This is a genomic window from Haloglomus litoreum (genome assembly GCF_029338515.1).
Taxonomy (GTDB): domain Archaea; phylum Halobacteriota; class Halobacteria; order Halobacteriales; family Haloarculaceae; genus Haloglomus; species Haloglomus litoreum.
On record NZ_CP119988.1, the window covers coordinates 4,645,486 to 4,660,614 of the forward strand.

The window sequence follows — 15,129 nt, forward strand, 5'->3', positions numbered from 1 at the left end:
CGTGGTAGCCGACTACACCGGCGCCGACCTGTTCGTCGACGCCTGCGAGCGGTACGGCGTCGAGCACCTGTTCGGCAACCCCGGGACGACCGAACTTCCGGTGATGGACGCGCTCTCCCGGAGCGACCTGGCGTACGTCCTCGGCCTGCACGAGGACATCGCGGTCGGGATGGCCGCGGGCTACGCGAGCACGCGACGCTACCACAGCCATCACGACCCGTCGGTACTGCCGGTCGGCGTCGTCAACCTCCACATCACGCCGGGACTCGCGCACGGCCTCGGCAACACGTACGGCGCCGAGTTCGCGGGCGCGCCGCTGGTCATCACGGCCGGCAACCACGAGCGGGACTTCCGCCACGAGGAGCCGCTGCTGCACGGCGACCTCCTCGAACTGGTCGACCAGTTCACGAAGTGGTCCGACGAGGTGCTGTCGGTCGACGCGCTCCCGACGATGCTCCGGCGGGCGTTCCGTGTCGCGCTGACGCCGCCGACCGGCCCCGTCTTCCTCGGGCTCCCGGTCGACGTGATGCGCGAGGCGACCAGCCCGGACGCCATCGAGCCGCTCGGGCCCGTCCCGAACGGCGGGGGCGGCGACCCCGCCCAGCTCGCCCGGGCGGCCGACCTCCTGGTCGACGCCGACGAGCCGGTCCTCGTGGTGGGCGACGAGATCGCCCGCTCGGGAACGGACGCCGTCGAGCAGGCGGTCGCCTTCGCGGAGGCCGCCGGCGCACGGGTCCACGCCGAGATCCTGGGCTGTGAGGTGAACGTCCCGACCGACCACCCGCAGTGGGTGTCACACCTCCCGCCGAGCGAGCGCCTCGTCCGGGAGGCGATGGACACCGACACGGTCGTCCTCGCCGGCTGCTCGACCCACACGACGGTTTCGCGCCACGAGGGCGACCTCATCGACCCGGAGACGACCTGCATCCACATCTCGAACGACGCCTGGGAGCTCGGCAAGAACCAGCCCGCCGACGCGGCCGTCCTCGGCGACCCCGGCCTCGTGCTGGGGGCGCTGGCCGACCGGCTCGACGACCGGCTCGACGAGGCGACCCGGGAGGAGCGACTCGCGGCCGTCCGGGCGTTCGACGACGCGTTCGGCGCCCGCCTGTGGGCCACGAGCGAGGACGAGACGCCGCCCGGAGACACCCGGGCGTCGAAGGCCGACCTGGTCGACGCCATCGGCGCGGTCGCGCCGGACGCGTTCATCGTCGACGAGGGCATCACCTCGAAGTACCCGCTGCTCATCCGGTCGTCGCTGGCCCCCGAGGGCCTGCTCTCGAACAAGGGCGGCGGCCTCGGCTACGGGCTCCCGGCCTCGGTCGGGGCGGCGCTGGCCGAGTCGTTGCGCGAGGAACCCCGCGACGTGCTCGGGTTCATCGGCGACGGGTCGTACCTCTACTACCCGCAGGCGGTGTACTCGGCCGCGCGATACGACCTCGACCTGACGGTCGTGGTCGCGGACAACCGGAACTACCGCATCCTGAAGGACAACACGCAGGCGATGTTCGGCGGCACGGACGCCGACCACGACTACGTCGGGATGGACTTCGAGCCCCCGGTCGACCTCGTGGCGAGTGCCGAGGCCCACGGCGCCGCGGCCGAGCGGGCCGAGACGCCCGACGAGATCGCCCCCGCGCTGGAACGGGCCCTCGACACCGACGGCCCGAGCGTGATCGACGTGCTCGTCCACGACTGACGCCGAAGCACCGCCATCGAAACCGACACACAACCCACACCAATGACGAACCTCGTTACCGAAGTCGCAGCCACCGTCGAATCGACCCCCGACGCGACCGCCATCGCGTACCACGGGACCGAACAGTCCTACGCCGAGTTCTGGGAGCGGACCGGCCGGTTCGCCGCCGCCCTCGACGAGCGCGGCGTCGGCGCCGACGACCGCGTCGGCATCTACCTCCCGAACCTCCCGCAGTTCGTGACCGCGTTCTACGGGACGCTCCGGGCCGGCGCCATCGTCGTCCCGATGAACCCGCAGTACAAGGCCCGCGAGATCAGCCACCTGCTGGCCGACAGCGGCGCGAAGGCCGTCGTCACGCTGGCCGAGAACGCCGACGCCGTCGCCGAGGTGCAGGCCGACACCGACGTCGAGACCGTCGTCAGCGTCGGGGACGGAGCGGACGGGGCGACGGCCGGCGCCGTCGGCTTCGAGTCGTTCCTGGCCGACGACACGTTGCCCGTCGTCAAGCGCGGCGACGACGACATCGCGGTCCAGCCGTACACCTCCGGCACGACGGGGACGCCGAAGGGCGTGCTGCTGAGCCACCACAACCTCGCGTCGAACTCGATGGCGAACGCGACGGTGATGGACCCCGACCTCGGCCCCGACGACGAACTCGTCGGGACGCTGCCGCTGTTCCACATCTACGGCATGTCCGGCGTGATGAACGCCGCCATGTTCCAGGGCGCGACCTACGTCCCCGTCACCGAGTGGGACCCGCAGGCCGTGTTCGACCTCATCGAGGAGCGCGGCATCACGGTCATGTTCGGCGTCCCGGCGATGTTCAACGACATGATCAACCAGCCCGACGCGGCCGACCGGGACCTCTCCTCGCTCCGGTTCGCCAACTCCGGCGGCTCCAGCCTCCCGATGGAGGTGCTGGAGACGTTCGAGGAGCTGTTCGGCGTCGACCTCTACGAGGGCTACGGCCTCACCGAGACCTCGCCGGTCACGCACGCGAACCGGCCCGGCGCCCGCCGGAAGGGGAGCATCGGCCAGCCCATCGACGCCGTCGACGCCATGATCGTCGACCAGGAGTTCGAAGAGATGCCCCGGGTCGAGCGCGGCCCGGTCGACGAGGACGCGGCCGACCTCGACGAGGTCGTCGGTGAACTCGTCGTCGCCGGCCCGAACGTGATGCAGGGCTACTACGGGCTCCCCGAGGCGAACGAGGACGCGTTCACCGAGGCCGACGGCCGGCGCTGGTTCCACACCGGCGACCTCGGCTACTGGGACGAGGACGACTTCTTCTACGTCGTCGACCGGAAGAAGCACATGATCGTCACCGCGGGCTACAACGTCTACCCCCGCGAGGTCGAGGAGCTGCTCTACGAGCACGACGCCGTCGCCGACGCCGCCGTCGTCGGCGTCGAGGACGAGCGCCGCGGCCAGACCATCAAGGCGCTCATCGTCCCCGCCGCGGGCTACGAGCCCGCCGAGGACGTGACCGAGGCGGAGATCAAGCAGTACTGCCTCGACACGCTCGCCGAGTACAAGCACCCCCGGCTCGTCGAGTTCCGCGAGGAGCTTCCACGGACGGAGACGGGGAAGGTCCAGAAGTACGAACTGCGAGCCGACGACTGAGCGGCGGCTCACAGAGCGGTCGTTCGCTTCGATCGCTACTCGGTACTCCGATGGGTGTTCGGAGTCGGCATCGGATGCAGACGGTGGGGGCGACGGGCGAGCGCACTGCGTCGCTTCTGACAGGTAACGTCGATCTTCGAGGAGTGATGCTGGATACAGCGCGCGAATACAGCAGGTCCGACATCGAGGTGTGAGTCAGCGTAGAGAGGTGATTTGTATAAATACCATCGACATCACTGTTTCAGGTATTAGTAACCGCCTGTCGTACGACACGCCAATGGACTGTTTGTGGGTACGGACAATGGACTGTGTTGCTGGACCAGCCCGACGAGGTCAGTTGGTGGCATGAGCGTTGTTGCTCAATTCACCATTCCCGCAACCCAGTTCGTCCTCGGTGAGCTACTCGAAGTCGGGAGCGGGCCCGAAATACGACTCGAATCAGTAATCCCGACTGGGGACTCGGTCGTGCCCTACTTCTGGGTGGGCAACGAACACGCCGATGCCGTCCAGGCGGCACTCGAAGAATCCGAGTTCGTCGACGAGGTTACGATCGTAGATGGCTCACAGTCAGAGACCCTGTTTCGCGTCGTGTGGGCCAACGATGTCGATGGATTATTCGGCCTTATCCGTGACACTGACGCCGCCCTGTTAGAGGCCGAGGGACTGGGTGACGACTGGGTCTTCCGGATGCGGTTCTCCGAGCGTGAGTCACTCTCCGAGTTCTATCAGGCCTGCATCGAGAAGGGGTTCACACCAGACTTAGAAGAAGTGAACAGCCCGTTCAGCTCTGCCGATATCAGCAGTTTCGGCGTCACCGAGCCCCAAAAAGAGGTACTTCTCGCCGCCCTGGAGAATGGTTACTTCGACGTTCCCCGGGAGATCAACCTTACCGACCTGGCCGACGATCTGGACATCTCGGATACGGCAGCGTCACAGCGCATCAGGCGCGGAATGAAGACGCTGCTGTCTGGCACGCTCGCGGCCCGTGAGAAGCGAGAGACGGACAGTGACGACGAGTAGCTAATCGGTCCGCCAGTCACAGCCGTTGTGGAGTCTCGGTGTCCAGTGACAACCCCGTCGAGTGACAGGAATGGACGACGCTACTGGCACGCTCGATACGGAGTTTATTATAATAGACTTCTCTATCACTGCATAGGCCGCATGCACGATGCGTGAAAATAGTCTGGTGAGGTCGAACAGTGGTTGTGGTCGCATGAGTAACCACAGTGCTCGCAGGGCGAGCGCTGTCGAACCCAACTCCATGAGAGGCCAGGCGAGGAGATGAGTCTCTTCGTCGACGTGGGCCTCTCTGTAACTGCAATCCCACCTGGTGGCATCGTCCCAATCCAGACTGACGTGACACTCGAACTCGAACGGGTCGTGCCGACGGCAAGCACAACACACTTTCTCTGGCTCGTCGGCGAGAACCACCACCAGTTCCTCGAGGACCTGCGAGGCGAGTCTGCTGTCGAGTCGATCACCGTACTCGACGAGTTCGACGACCGGGTGTTCGTTCGCCTCCACTGGAACGTACTGGAGAATCCGTTTCTCGACCTGCTCGACGAGAGTGACGTGGTCCTTGTGGAAGCACGGGGAACGGCGGATGGGTGGGAGGCCACACTCCGGTTTCCCGACGAAGCGACACTCAGAACCTTCTACGAGGCCAGTGAACAGGGTGAACACGGAGTCGAACTCCGTGCGATCAACGGTGCACGAGTCGACGAGCGTGGGGGCACGGACGTGCTCTCCCCCGTACAACGGGAGACGCTCGAGGCAGCCTTCGAGGCCGGGTACTACGACGTGCCACGGGCGATTACGATCGCCGAACTCGCAGCGCAACTCGACCGCTCAGAGCAGGCGGTCTCAGAGGCGCTCCGGCGAGCGACGGCGAATTATTTGCGGGCGACGCTGCAACAGGGAGAGCCGAGTGAGACCGACCCCGACGACGAGGGCGAGGCGAGCGGCACCACAGCTCGCACGGATGCCGAAACTGACGGTGACTGCTGAAACTCACGTCTCGGTCGAGCCAGCGGATTCGACGGTCGGCTCTCGGACCTCGATATCGGTGGCCGACCGGACACTGACCTCGTACCCTGCATACGAGAAGAGGACCGTCGGGGCGGTTCGCTCCGCCGAATCAGCGCTGGCGTGTGCGTATAGTGCCTCTAGTGCGTCAGGTTCGATCGCTTCGTGAAGCGGCGGCAGAGCCTGTGAATCAGCTCCGCTGGCTCGTGCGACGGCCTCGACGACGCGAGCACTGATCGAACTCTCGGTCTGAGTCATGACTGTGAACTCTTATCAAGGGGGCCGGCCCCAACGTATATAAATAGCAGTGATGTCGATGGTTTATCCATCGTTATGAATCTTCAACAGTTGGTTCCGTGTCGTCAGTCGTCTCCGCCTGGCCCTGGGCGAGCGTCGTTCTGAGGAGTGCTGCGGTGCCTCGTGAGATCCGTTGTTTCGTCGCCGTGTCCGAGAGCCCCAGTTCAGCAGCGAGGTCCGTGAGGTTGATGTTCCGAGGCACGTCGTAATACCCCGCGTCGAGCGCGGTCACGAGTGCTTCTCGCTGTGCCTCGGTGATGTCGAACCCGAGGCCGAGCGTCTCGGGAATACCGGGGTTGTGGATGGACTGGACGTCGATCCGGATGTCGCGGTCGATACACTCCCGATAGAACGTCGAGAGGTCGTCGTGGTCGGGAAAGCGAAGCGAGAACGTCCAGGTGTTGGCTTCGCCGACCCCTTCGAGGATCGTCCCATCGGCCGTTGCCAGTGCATCGAGAACCCCATCGATGTCCTCGGCCCACTGGGCACGAACGAGCGTCTCACCGTCGATCGAATCGAGAATCTCGAAGGAATCAACGTCGTCGTCTGCTTCGAGCGCGGCTTCGATGGCGTCGATACTGTCGTCCGATGCCCAGAAGTACGGGATGAACGTCGACCCGACGGGGATGACCCGTTCGAGGCGAACGCGAATGCCCGGATTCTCGCTGAGTGCCGAGTCGAGGACGAACGCATTCGCCGGGAGTTCAACGGTTGCGAGGACACTCATGCCTCTCCCCCCCCCCGCTCGGACACGGTTGAAACTGGGTACGTGCGTCACCGTTGTGTGGCTGATTGACATCTCGTGTGGCCCCTCGGGAACACGTGGGAACTCATTGTGTCCCGCGCGGCGGCCACGCGAAGAGAAACGAGGAACGGTTGGACCGACCAACCGTTTTCAAGCAATCCCTTCATGGTCGGGATTGAACACAGGGATGGACCTGCTATTCCGTCTCCTATTATTGTCGCTACAGACGAATACATCTGCCGGTCGGTGTGGTGTCATTCGCAAGCAATCGTGGGAACCTCGTCGACACCGCCGATAGGGGAAGTTGAAAAAAAAACCATCGACATCACTGCCACGAGGTGAAACGGTGTGACGGCGTGGATACTCGCGAGAAAGATGATGGATGGGAACATCGCCAACAGACCAGATGGGGACAGGTGTTTCGCGCTGGGAGGAGCGGAGCGTCGGCGACACGTACCCGAATACTCAGACGACAGGGCCGCATTCGTCCCGACCCTCGCACGAGCCGAGGCTTCGGTGGCCCGATCGCCAGCGGGTACCAACACGAAGACTGTCCGATCATGACCAGTGGTGACCACGTGGCAGACTCCAGCCTGGATTCGATGCTCGATGCGCTGTCGAACAGATACCGTCGACGGCTACTCGTCGCGCTGCTGGAGCACAACCCACAGGAGGACGACGACCCACAGGTTCCAGACGACGTTACCAGCGGGAACGAGAATCTGGAAGAACTGATGGTGCAGATGCGTCACTCGCACCTGCCTAAACTGGCGGACGCGGGCTTCATCGAGTGGGATCAGGAGATGAATCGTATCAGAAAGGGGCCGAAGTTCGAGGAGATCCGACCATTACTGGAGTTGATGGCGAACCACAGCGACGAACTGCCCGACGACTGGCTCTGAACCCAATGGAGGACTCCTTTCTACTGACCACTCATCGCTCTCTCGTGTGAAATGAAGAGGACTCGCTCCAGATTGTGGACGACGCATTTGATGACGACCTCATCGGCACCCGATCCTTGACAGCAAGACGACAACGGATTTATTGGTATATTCTCCGTTCAGCAGACTCGCTCTGGACGCTCCGCTGTTCATTCGGTCAATAACGGATGCATCCCCGTACATAGGAGATGCAGACCTCGGCACTCACGACTCACAATCTATCCATAGCGAATGTATTTAGCGGCTCTATAGAGTCCGATCGTTCCGTTACTGTTCGTCCAACATCCGGATGCCTCGCTCCACGACTGCCCCGGTCACGAAGAGACTCGTCTCACGCTGGAGTGCTCGCATACGCGATGCCGCTTCATCTCTGTCGAGCAATCCGCGGCCGTAACCGAGCGCGATGACGCCGATAGAACCGTGTACTTCGACATCCGCGTCGGACGCTGCCTCTCGGGCTGCGAGGTCGTCGGTCAGGAGAACGACCCCCCGCTCCTCTGCGACCGCAATCGCAGCGCGTTCTCCCGCATCCAGTTCTTCAGCTCCGACTTGGCTTTCGTCGGCTTCGACGAGTTCGTACGAGAGGTCGGCCAACCCATCCGGCACACCACCGGTTTCGACTTCCTTGTGCACCGTCTCTGGTACGAGTAGTGTGTCAAACGCCGAGAGAAGTTCGAGCGAATCGATCTCGGCGAGGTGAATGAGCGGTCCTGCGTCCGAAACAGCCGCAAGCGTCACGCGTTCAGGCCCCAGTCGACGTCCTCCTCGACGACCGCGCGCTCCCGTTCGGCGCGTTCGACCTTCGGTCGACCGACACGCTCGATGGCCTCCTCGCGGTCGAGTTCGCCGTCGAGGTACTGCGCGAGTACGAGGTCTTCCCACAGGTCCTCGAGACCGCGTTCGAGGGCCCGTTCGAACACTTCGGACTCTGGAAGGCCGCGAGCCTCCGCGATTTCTCGAACCCGGTCGGAAATTTCTGCGGCCATACAGTGTGATTGCTCGGCAACGTTCATAAATCCGTGTTTGCCCACCCGATGGGAATCTGACCGGGGCCTCTGTCTACATAGGGCTCATCACTCCCTTGTAGTCGGGGACAACAGAATAGCCGTGGTGTGGTCGTGATTATCGCGGTACTCTGAACCAGTTGTTCTAAGAATTCCAGCGACAAGTAAGCAGCATATGGAATGACTCGATTGGCTTCGAATATCGCCAGCCCCACTGAAATTCTACTAGTAGTTCTCAGGTATAGGCGTTCCACGTTTGGAAACTATTAGTATACCAACCGCTGGTAGAAATCGATAGACTCCAGTTTTCTGCAGGACCAAGATATTCGATCTTCGATCGAAGATCGGGCCACTGCTGCACACATCCTCTGTATGCTGCACGCCGATCTGACAGAGTCTGAGAAGGCTCTATCGCTCGTGCTGGATACAACGCGCGACCTTTTTCCGCCTCGGGTTCGCCTCCGGCGAACCACTCGGCGCAAAAACGTCGATGAAAAAGGCGGACGGCTCGGCCTTCGGCCTCGCCGTCCGGGAACCGCGCTCGCTCCGCTCGCGCGGACGCTGGTCCTGCATACACCCTCTGTATCCAGCACACCACTCCTGACAGGTCGGCAGTAGGCCGGTGACGATAGCGAAGCTCTCTACCAACCGGTCCGGACGATCATCCGGGCGAAGCGGTCGACCACCGCCGGTCAGGGAACCGCGAACTCCAGCGCGATTCCCTGCCCGTAGCCGATGCACATCGTCGAGAGCCCGCGGCCGCCACCACGACGACGCAACTCGTGAATCAACGTCGTCGGGAGCCGCGCGCCACTCGCGCCGAGCGGGTGGCCGATGGCGATGGCGCCGCCGTTGACGTTGAAGCGCTCGTCCTCGATGCCGAGTTCGCGCTGGCAGTACAGCGTCTGGCTCGCGAACGCCTCGTTCAGCTCGACGAGGTCGTAGTCGTCGATGGCCGTCCCGGCGCGCTCCATGAGCCCACGGACGGCCGGCACCGGGCCGATGCCCATGATCTCGGGGTCGACGCCGGCCACGTCGTGCGCGCCGACCTCGGCCAGCACCGGGAGGTCGTGCTCCTCGGCGAACGCGCGCGATGCGAGCAGGACGCCGGCCGCACCGTCCGATATCTGCGAGGCGTTGCCCGGCGTGACGGTGCCGTCCTCGCGGAAGACGGTCGGCAGGTCGGCGAGTTTCTCGGCCGTGGTCCCGGGCCGGAGCCCCTCGTCCTCGGTGATGACACCGTCGGCCGTCTCGATGGGGACGATCTCGTCGTCGAAGCGGCCGGCCTCGGTCGCCGCGACGGCGCGCTGCTGGGAGCGGGCGCCGTATGCGTCCTGGGCCTCGCGGGAGACGTCGAACCGCTCGGCGACGGTCTCGGCGGTCTGGCCCATGGCCAGCGCGTCGGTGTCGTACCGCTCGCGGATGCCGGGATAGGAGTCGATGCCGTGGTCGCGCTCGACGCGGGACATGTTCTCGACGCCGCCCGCGATGATGACGTCCCGCTGCCCGGCGCGGATGTGGTCCGCCCCGGCCGCGATGGCCTGCGCCGAGGAGCCACAGAGCCGGTCGATGGTCGTCCCCGGGACCGACTCGCCCAGGTCCGAGAGGAGGGTGACGACGCGGGCGAGGTTGTTCCCCTGCTCCTTGACCTGCTTCGCACAGCCCCACTGGAGGTCGTCGACGTGCTCGCCGGACAGGCCCGATTCGGCCAGCAGTTCGTTCACGACGGCGACCGAGAGGTCCTCGCTCCGGGTATCGGCGTAGACGCCCCCCTGTTTCCCCTGGGGCGTCCGCCGGGCCGCGACGACGACCGGGTCCGTGTCGGACGGGTCGTCGTGGTCGGTGCTCGCCGCCATCGTCACTCGAAGGCGGGGATGCCGGTGAGGTCGTGGCCGAGGATGAGCGAGTGGATGTCGTGGGTGCCCTCGTAGGTGTAGACGGTCTCGAGGTTGGCCATGTGGCGCATCGGGGAGTAGTCGGCCGTGATGCCGTTGCCGCCCAGCATCTCCCGGGCGATGCGGGACTGGTCACGCGCCATCCGGACGTTGTTGCGCTTGGCCATCGACACCTGTTCGGGCCGCAGGTCGCCGCGCTCCTTGAGGTCGGCCAGGCGCTGCGCGAGCAGCTGTGCGGTGGTGATCTGTGTGGCCATCTCGGCGAGCTTCTCCTGCTGGAGCTGGAAGCTCCCGATGGGTTTGCCGAACTGCTCGCGGTCGGTGGCGTACTGGCGGGCCGTCTCGAAACAGTCCATCGCCGCGCCGATGGCGCCCCAGGCGATACCGTAGCGGGCCTGTGTCAGGCAGGACAGCGGGCCCTTCATCCCCTCGACGCCGGGCAGCACGTTCGCCTCCGGGACGTAGACGTTCGAGAGCTCGATCTGCCCGGTGATGGAGGCCCGGAGCGAGAGTTTCTCGTCGATCTTCGGGGTCTCGACGCCGTCGCGGTCCGTCTCCACGAGGAACCCGCGCACGGGGTCATCGGGCGCGGAGCGGTCCTTCGCCCAGACGACGGCGACATCGGCCAGCGGCGAGTTGGTGATCCAGGTCTTGGTGCCGTTGAGGATGTACCCGTCGTCCTCGGCCTCGGCGTGGGTCTCCATCCGCGACGGGTTCGAGCCGTGGTTGGGCTCGGTGAGGCCGAAGCAGCCGATCTTCTCGCCCGTCCCCATCTCCTCGAGCCACTCGTCCTTCTGTGCCTCGCTGCCGTAGGCGTGAATCGGGTACATGACGAGCGAGCCCTGGACGGAGGCCATCGAGCGCAGGCCGCTGTCCCCGGCCTCCAGTTCCTGCATCAGGATGCCGTAGGCGGTCTCCGAGAGGTCCGGCAGGCCGTAGCCCGAGAGGTTCGGCGCGTAGAAGCCCAGTTCACCCATCTCCTCGATGAGGTCCATCGGGAACGTCCCCTCGATCCAGTGGTCCGCCACCACCGGCTTGACCTCGTCCTCGACGAACTCACGCGCCGTATCCCGCACCATCCGCTCCTCCTCGGTCAGGTCACTCGACAGGTCGACGTAGTCTATCATACAATGTAAGACCACTCACATGACATCAAAGGTTCGGTTCGATGACCGGTCGGGACAGCGACCGACGGACCGAGAAACGGGCGAGAGGCCCGACCTCACCCCGGATTCCGGTTCTTCCCGGACAGTCGTGGGACGGCATCCGGAGCGCGGCGAGCCGTATCGCCCGCCCTCGGAGGCCCACTTCGGCCACGAGATTCCGGAAAGTGGTTTACGAGATGCATATTTCATCGATCCAATCGATACAATGTAAGTCCGAGCGGCGCCGGAGGCCGCATCGAGCGGCCCGGACGGCAGTGGCCCCGATGGCGTCCGTATCGGCGGGCACGGCCGCGCGGTGGGTCGGTCCCGCTGGTCGCCCGGATCAGTAGACCAGGACGTATAACTATCCAAATCCAGTTTTTGAATCTAAAATTTCATTTTTTATAACCCATATCACTTGTAAATAGATTATTGGGAAGACATACGCTGAAACAGCTGTGCGGGCGGTCCGGGTGACCGGCGGCCGGGTCGCCTATCCCTCGTACACGTCGGTCCAGTCCGTCCGGGCCGGCTCGGCGTCCGCCGCCTTCACGCCGAGTACCGGCGTCCCGGCGGTCCGGACGACGCGCTCGGCCACGCTGCCGAGCAGGAACCGGTCCAGCCCGGACCGCCCGTGGGTCCCCACCACGGTCAGGTCCACCCCGGCGTCGGCGCCGTAGTCCACGATGGCGCGGTACGGCGACCCGCTGAGGAGGGTGGCCTCGACGGACGGGACGCCGGCTCGCTCGGCCCGGTCGACCGCCCGGTCGACCGCCTCCCGGCCGGCCGCCTCCATCCGGTCGAGGATCGGGCCGCCGCTGCCGGTCGGCCACGCGACGGTGACGTCGACGACGTGGACCACGTGGAGCGTCGCCTCGGCCGCCGCGGCCAGGTCGACGGCGTGCGTGACCGCGGCCGCTGCCCCCTCGCTCCCGTCCGTGGCGACGAGGACATCGTCCAGTTCCCCGACGGGCGTCGAGGTCCGGACCATCAGGACGGGCACCGGCGCGAGCCGGAGCGTTCGCTCGGCCACGCTCCCCAGGACGAACCGACCCAGGCCGGTCCGGCCCTGCGTCCCCATCACGAGCAGGTCGACATCCTGATCCGCGGCGTAGCCCGCGATGGTGCGAGCGGCGCCGGACTCGTTCGAGAGGACCGCGGTCGAGATGGGAACGTCGTGCTCGTCGGCCCGGGCCGTGAGGTCGTCGAGCAGGGCATCGAGGTCGATCTCGTCCGGCGAGCCGGGAGGCGGTGCGCCGTCGTCCGGTGGCGTGACGTGGAGCGCACAGAGGTCCGATCCGAACCGGTCGGCGAGCCGGATGGCACTCTCAACGGCCGTCTCGGCGGCGTCGCTCCCGTCGGTCGCCACGAGGATGCGGTCGTACATGGCGTCCGTAGATAGGCCGCTCCGGAGGTAAACTGCATCGGGCGTTCCATCGGACTGAGAACGGACGAGGCAGACGGGGCCATCGCCGGGGTTCCCACACCGTGGGAACGAGAGACACGTTTCAGTCGCTCGGTGGAGAACCCCCCGGACGGGGTGACACGAGATGACAGTCAGAGACCTGATGCGGGAGGACGTGGTGACCGCGACGCCCGGGACGACGGTCGCCGAGGTGGCCGAGCTCGCGCGGACCGAGAACGTCGGGAGCGTCGTGGTGGTCGACGGTGACGAGCCGGTGGGCATCGTGACCGACCGCGATATCGCGCTACGGGTCGTGGCCGACGGAGCCGACCCCGGCTCCACCACCGCGAGCGACGTGATGACCGCCGACCCGACCACGGTCGAGGTCGGGACCGGCATCATGGAGGTGTCCCGCGAGATGGTCGGGGCCGGGGTCCGCCGGATGCCCGTCGTCGACGACGGCGGACTGGTCGGCATCGTCACGCTCGACGATCTGAACCGGCTCCTCGTGGGCGAACTCGGGAACCTCGCCGGCGTCATCGCGGGCGAATCACCGCCGTACTGACGGGTCACTGGGGGAGGGGATGCACCCGCCGGCACCCGGAAGGGGAACGCCTACCTGCGGAACGGACCTACCCCCTCGCATGAAGACCGAGGGGTTGCTCGCGCCGGAATCGGCGGCCGAGGCGCGCGGCTCGTACGCCGACCTCGCCGGGGCGGCCCGGACCGTGACCCGGGAGACGGCGAAGGCGATGGGCTTCGACCGCGAGGAGTACGCCGAGCGGGTGACCGACGACGTGCGCTCGACGGCCCGCGACGCGCTGTTCGCGTCGCTCCTCGAGGTACGGGTCGGCGACCGCGAGGAGTTCGAGGCGTGGCGCGACGACTTCGACGGCGACGTCCGCGTGATGGGAAGCGACGAGGTACCCAACGTGGCCTGGCACGTCGTCCCGTTCGGCGCCGACGGCCCGCCGACCCGGGCCGCGGGTGACAGCGGGGGACGGAGTCCCCCGGGCAGCCGGACGCAGTCCGGCGACGAGGACGTGACCCCCGTGGCTGTCGCCGCGACGTTCCAGGACGAACCCGAGGCCGCGACCGCGACGCTCCGCCGGACCGTGTTCGGCCGGGTCTACCGCGACGCCATCCACGCCGACCCCGTCGAGACGGGGGCCCACAGTTCGGTGCCGCCCGAGGAGGACGAGGACGAGGGGGACGGGGGGGACCCGCAGTGAGACGGATCACCCGGAACACCATCCTGGTCATCCTCGCGGTCGTGGTGTTGCTGCTGGCGCTCGGCGCGCTCCCGTCGTTCCTGAAGAGCGGCGACCCGTACTACGTCGTCGCGACCGCCGAGGACGCGCCGGACGAGACGGTCAACACCTCGAACCTCTCGGCGCGGCGCTACCGCTTCAGCACGGCAGCCGTCTCGGCCGCCGCGACGAACGCCAACGGGACCGGCCGCTCGGACCCGTACTGGCGGGGCCCGTTCGGCTTCAAGGAGGGGTTCACCCACTCCCCGTTCGACGAGTTCGAGGCGCTCACGCGGGACTACCCCAACGCGACGGTCACGGCGGGCAACGACACCAGCGTCTACCTCTCCCGGAACGGGACCAGCTACCGGGTCACCATCACGCAGACGCCCGACGCGGTCGGCGGGTCGGGCGGCGAATCGGGCGGCGAGGCGAGCGCGACCCGGCTGGCGCGGCCGGCGGCCGGGACCGACGCGGCGCCACGCGCGGAGGTGACGGGATGAGCGACGAGTCCGGTGCTGACGGCGGCGACCGGCCCGTCACGGAGTACGACCCCGCGACCCACGACTGGCCGGTCGTCGAGTCCGTGGCCGAGTACGAGACGGGCTGGTACACGGGCGGGTACGACCTCGTCGAGCAGCCCGACGGCTCGACGAAGCGGTACTACTGGGCGGAGCTACCGTCCGCCGTGGTCGTGGTGGCGGTCGCGGACGACTCGCTCCTGCTGGTCGAGCAGTACCGCCCGACCATCCGCGAACTCTGCCTCGAACTGCCCGCGGGCATCGTCGAGGACGGCGAGAGCTACACGGAGGCCGGAGCGCGCGAACTCGCCGAGGAGACCGGCTTCGCGCCCTCCGGCACGGCGCTGCTGGAGTCGTTCGACTGCTCGACGGGCGTGCTGCGCCACGAGCGCGGCATCGTCTGGGCGGAGGGGCTCACTCCGGTCGAGCGGAAACTGGACGGCAACGAGTTCATCAACGTTCACGCGGTGCCCGTCGACGAGGCGCTGGACGTGGCGCGGTCCGAACCGGCCAACGACGCGACGATGGAGGGCGTGTTGCTGGCGCGGGAGGAGGGGCTGCTGTAGGCAGCCCCCCACC

General features: G+C 66.3%; 16 protein-coding genes. 9 read left to right on the forward strand and 7 right to left on the reverse strand.

Annotated features, from left to right (window positions below):
• Window position 1: 1 nt before the first annotated feature.
• The 4 genes from P2T62_RS23105 to P2T62_RS23120 all read left to right on the forward strand — a co-directional run bounded on the left by P2T62_RS23105 (window position 2) and on the right by P2T62_RS23120 (window position 5,329).
• The gene (locus tag P2T62_RS23105; protein WP_276259383.1) at window positions 2-1,699 is read left to right on the forward strand and encodes a thiamine pyrophosphate-binding protein; all 1,698 of its coding nucleotides are present in this window, start codon (window positions 2-4) and stop codon (window positions 1,697-1,699) included.
• Between the two features lie 42 nt (window positions 1,700-1,741).
• Window positions 1,742-3,322 carry a long-chain-fatty-acid--CoA ligase gene (locus P2T62_RS23110; protein ID WP_276259384.1) on the forward strand — a complete coding sequence of 527 codons (1,581 nt, stop codon included), beginning with the start codon at window positions 1,742-1,744 and terminating at the stop codon, window positions 3,320-3,322.
• 345 nt (window positions 3,323-3,667) lie between these two features.
• Window positions 3,668-4,342 (forward strand): helix-turn-helix domain-containing protein, encoded by a 675-nt coding sequence (locus P2T62_RS23115; RefSeq protein WP_276259385.1) that lies wholly within the window; start codon window positions 3,668-3,670, stop codon window positions 4,340-4,342.
• A gap of 261 nt (window positions 4,343-4,603) precedes the next feature.
• Entirely contained in the window at window positions 4,604-5,329 is a 726-nt protein-coding gene (locus P2T62_RS23120; protein WP_276259386.1) for a helix-turn-helix domain-containing protein, read from the forward strand.
• 3 nt (window positions 5,330-5,332) lie between these two features.
• On the opposite strand, the gene P2T62_RS23125 is transcribed toward P2T62_RS23120, so the two are convergent.
• Window positions 5,333-5,605: a DdfA family disk-determining factor gene (locus P2T62_RS23125; protein WP_276259387.1), complete on the reverse strand. Its 273-nt coding sequence runs from the start codon at window positions 5,603-5,605 to the stop codon at window positions 5,333-5,335.
• Window positions 5,606-5,678: 73 nt separating this feature from the next.
• A complete protein-coding gene (locus tag P2T62_RS23130; RefSeq protein ID WP_276259388.1) occupies window positions 5,679-6,443 on the reverse strand; it encodes a helix-turn-helix domain-containing protein in 765 nt (254 codons plus the stop codon).
• 548 nt (window positions 6,444-6,991) lie between these two features.
• Between P2T62_RS23130 and P2T62_RS23135 the strand changes: the two genes are divergently transcribed.
• Window positions 6,992-7,291, forward strand: coding sequence for a DUF7344 domain-containing protein (locus P2T62_RS23135; RefSeq protein ID WP_420028470.1), 300 nt, complete (start codon window positions 6,992-6,994; stop codon window positions 7,289-7,291).
• A 306-nt stretch (window positions 7,292-7,597) separates the two neighbouring features.
• Here the strand turns inward: P2T62_RS23135 and P2T62_RS23140 are convergent, their stop codons facing one another.
• From P2T62_RS23140 to P2T62_RS23160, 5 genes are all read right to left on the reverse strand, one after another.
• Window positions 7,598-8,068, reverse strand: coding sequence for a PIN domain-containing protein (locus P2T62_RS23140; RefSeq protein ID WP_276259390.1), 471 nt, complete (start codon window positions 8,066-8,068; stop codon window positions 7,598-7,600).
• Window positions 8,065-8,316, reverse strand: coding sequence for a hypothetical protein (locus tag P2T62_RS23145; protein ID WP_276259391.1), 252 nt, complete (start codon window positions 8,314-8,316; stop codon window positions 8,065-8,067). Before P2T62_RS23145 ends, P2T62_RS23140 begins: the two co-directional genes overlap by 4 nt.
• A gap of 710 nt (window positions 8,317-9,026) precedes the next feature.
• Window positions 9,027-10,190 (reverse strand): thiolase family protein, encoded by a 1,164-nt coding sequence (locus tag P2T62_RS23150; protein WP_276259392.1) that lies wholly within the window; start codon window positions 10,188-10,190, stop codon window positions 9,027-9,029.
• Window positions 10,191-10,192: 2 nt separating this feature from the next.
• Window positions 10,193-11,356 carry an acyl-CoA dehydrogenase family protein gene (locus P2T62_RS23155; RefSeq protein WP_276259393.1) on the reverse strand — a complete coding sequence of 388 codons (1,164 nt, stop codon included), beginning with the start codon at window positions 11,354-11,356 and terminating at the stop codon, window positions 10,193-10,195.
• A 511-nt stretch (window positions 11,357-11,867) separates the two neighbouring features.
• Window positions 11,868-12,761, reverse strand: a complete 894-nt coding sequence (locus P2T62_RS23160) for a universal stress protein (RefSeq protein ID WP_276259394.1) — start codon at window positions 12,759-12,761, stop codon at window positions 11,868-11,870.
• A gap of 163 nt (window positions 12,762-12,924) precedes the next feature.
• Between P2T62_RS23160 and P2T62_RS23165 the strand changes: the two genes are divergently transcribed.
• The 4 genes from P2T62_RS23165 (at window position 12,925) to P2T62_RS23180 (ending at window position 15,116) form a co-directional block, all read left to right on the forward strand.
• The gene (locus P2T62_RS23165; RefSeq protein WP_276259395.1) at window positions 12,925-13,344 is read left to right on the forward strand and encodes a CBS domain-containing protein; all 420 of its coding nucleotides are present in this window, start codon (window positions 12,925-12,927) and stop codon (window positions 13,342-13,344) included.
• 79 nt (window positions 13,345-13,423) lie between these two features.
• Window positions 13,424-14,011 carry a DUF5809 family protein gene (locus P2T62_RS23170; protein WP_276259396.1) on the forward strand — a complete coding sequence of 196 codons (588 nt, stop codon included), beginning with the start codon at window positions 13,424-13,426 and terminating at the stop codon, window positions 14,009-14,011.
• Complete coding sequence (locus P2T62_RS23175; protein WP_276259397.1) at window positions 14,008-14,532, forward strand: hypothetical protein; 525 nt, start codon at window positions 14,008-14,010, stop codon at window positions 14,530-14,532. Before P2T62_RS23170 ends, P2T62_RS23175 begins: the two co-directional genes overlap by 4 nt.
• A complete protein-coding gene (locus P2T62_RS23180) occupies window positions 14,529-15,116 on the forward strand; it encodes an NUDIX hydrolase (protein WP_276259398.1) in 588 nt (195 codons plus the stop codon). Before P2T62_RS23175 ends, P2T62_RS23180 begins: the two co-directional genes overlap by 4 nt.
• Window positions 15,117-15,129 lie beyond the last annotated feature (13 nt).

What these genes read in the sequence shown, in the direction of transcription:
- P2T62_RS23110 (WP_276259384.1), top strand. Translation starts at nt 1,742, where the DNA reads ATGACGAACCTCGTTACCGAAGTCGCAGCCACCGTCGAATCGACCCCC.
- P2T62_RS23115 (WP_276259385.1), top strand. Translation starts at nt 3,668, where the DNA reads ATGAGCGTTGTTGCTCAATTCACCATTCCCGCAACCCAGTTCGTCCTC.
- P2T62_RS23120 (WP_276259386.1), top strand. Translation starts at nt 4,604, where the DNA reads ATGAGTCTCTTCGTCGACGTGGGCCTCTCTGTAACTGCAATCCCACCT.
- P2T62_RS23125 (WP_276259387.1), bottom strand. Translation starts at nt 5,605, where the DNA reads ATGACTCAGACCGAGAGTTCGATCAGTGCTCGCGTCGTCGAGGCCGTC.
- P2T62_RS23130 (WP_276259388.1), bottom strand. Translation starts at nt 6,443, where the DNA reads ATGTCAATCAGCCACACAACGGTGACGCACGTACCCAGTTTCAACCGT.
- P2T62_RS23135 (WP_420028470.1), top strand. Translation starts at nt 6,992, where the DNA reads ATGCTCGATGCGCTGTCGAACAGATACCGTCGACGGCTACTCGTCGCG.
- P2T62_RS23145 (WP_276259391.1), bottom strand. Translation starts at nt 8,316, where the DNA reads ATGGCCGCAGAAATTTCCGACCGGGTTCGAGAAATCGCGGAGGCTCGC.
- P2T62_RS23150 (WP_276259392.1), bottom strand. Translation starts at nt 10,190, where the DNA reads ATGGCGGCGAGCACCGACCACGACGACCCGTCCGACACGGACCCGGTC.
- P2T62_RS23155 (WP_276259393.1), bottom strand. Translation starts at nt 11,356, where the DNA reads ATGATAGACTACGTCGACCTGTCGAGTGACCTGACCGAGGAGGAGCGG.
- P2T62_RS23160 (WP_276259394.1), bottom strand. Translation starts at nt 12,761, where the DNA reads ATGTACGACCGCATCCTCGTGGCGACCGACGGGAGCGACGCCGCCGAG.
- P2T62_RS23165 (WP_276259395.1), top strand. Translation starts at nt 12,925, where the DNA reads ATGACAGTCAGAGACCTGATGCGGGAGGACGTGGTGACCGCGACGCCC.
- P2T62_RS23170 (WP_276259396.1), top strand. Translation starts at nt 13,424, where the DNA reads ATGAAGACCGAGGGGTTGCTCGCGCCGGAATCGGCGGCCGAGGCGCGC.
- P2T62_RS23180 (WP_276259398.1), top strand. Translation starts at nt 14,529, where the DNA reads ATGAGCGACGAGTCCGGTGCTGACGGCGGCGACCGGCCCGTCACGGAG.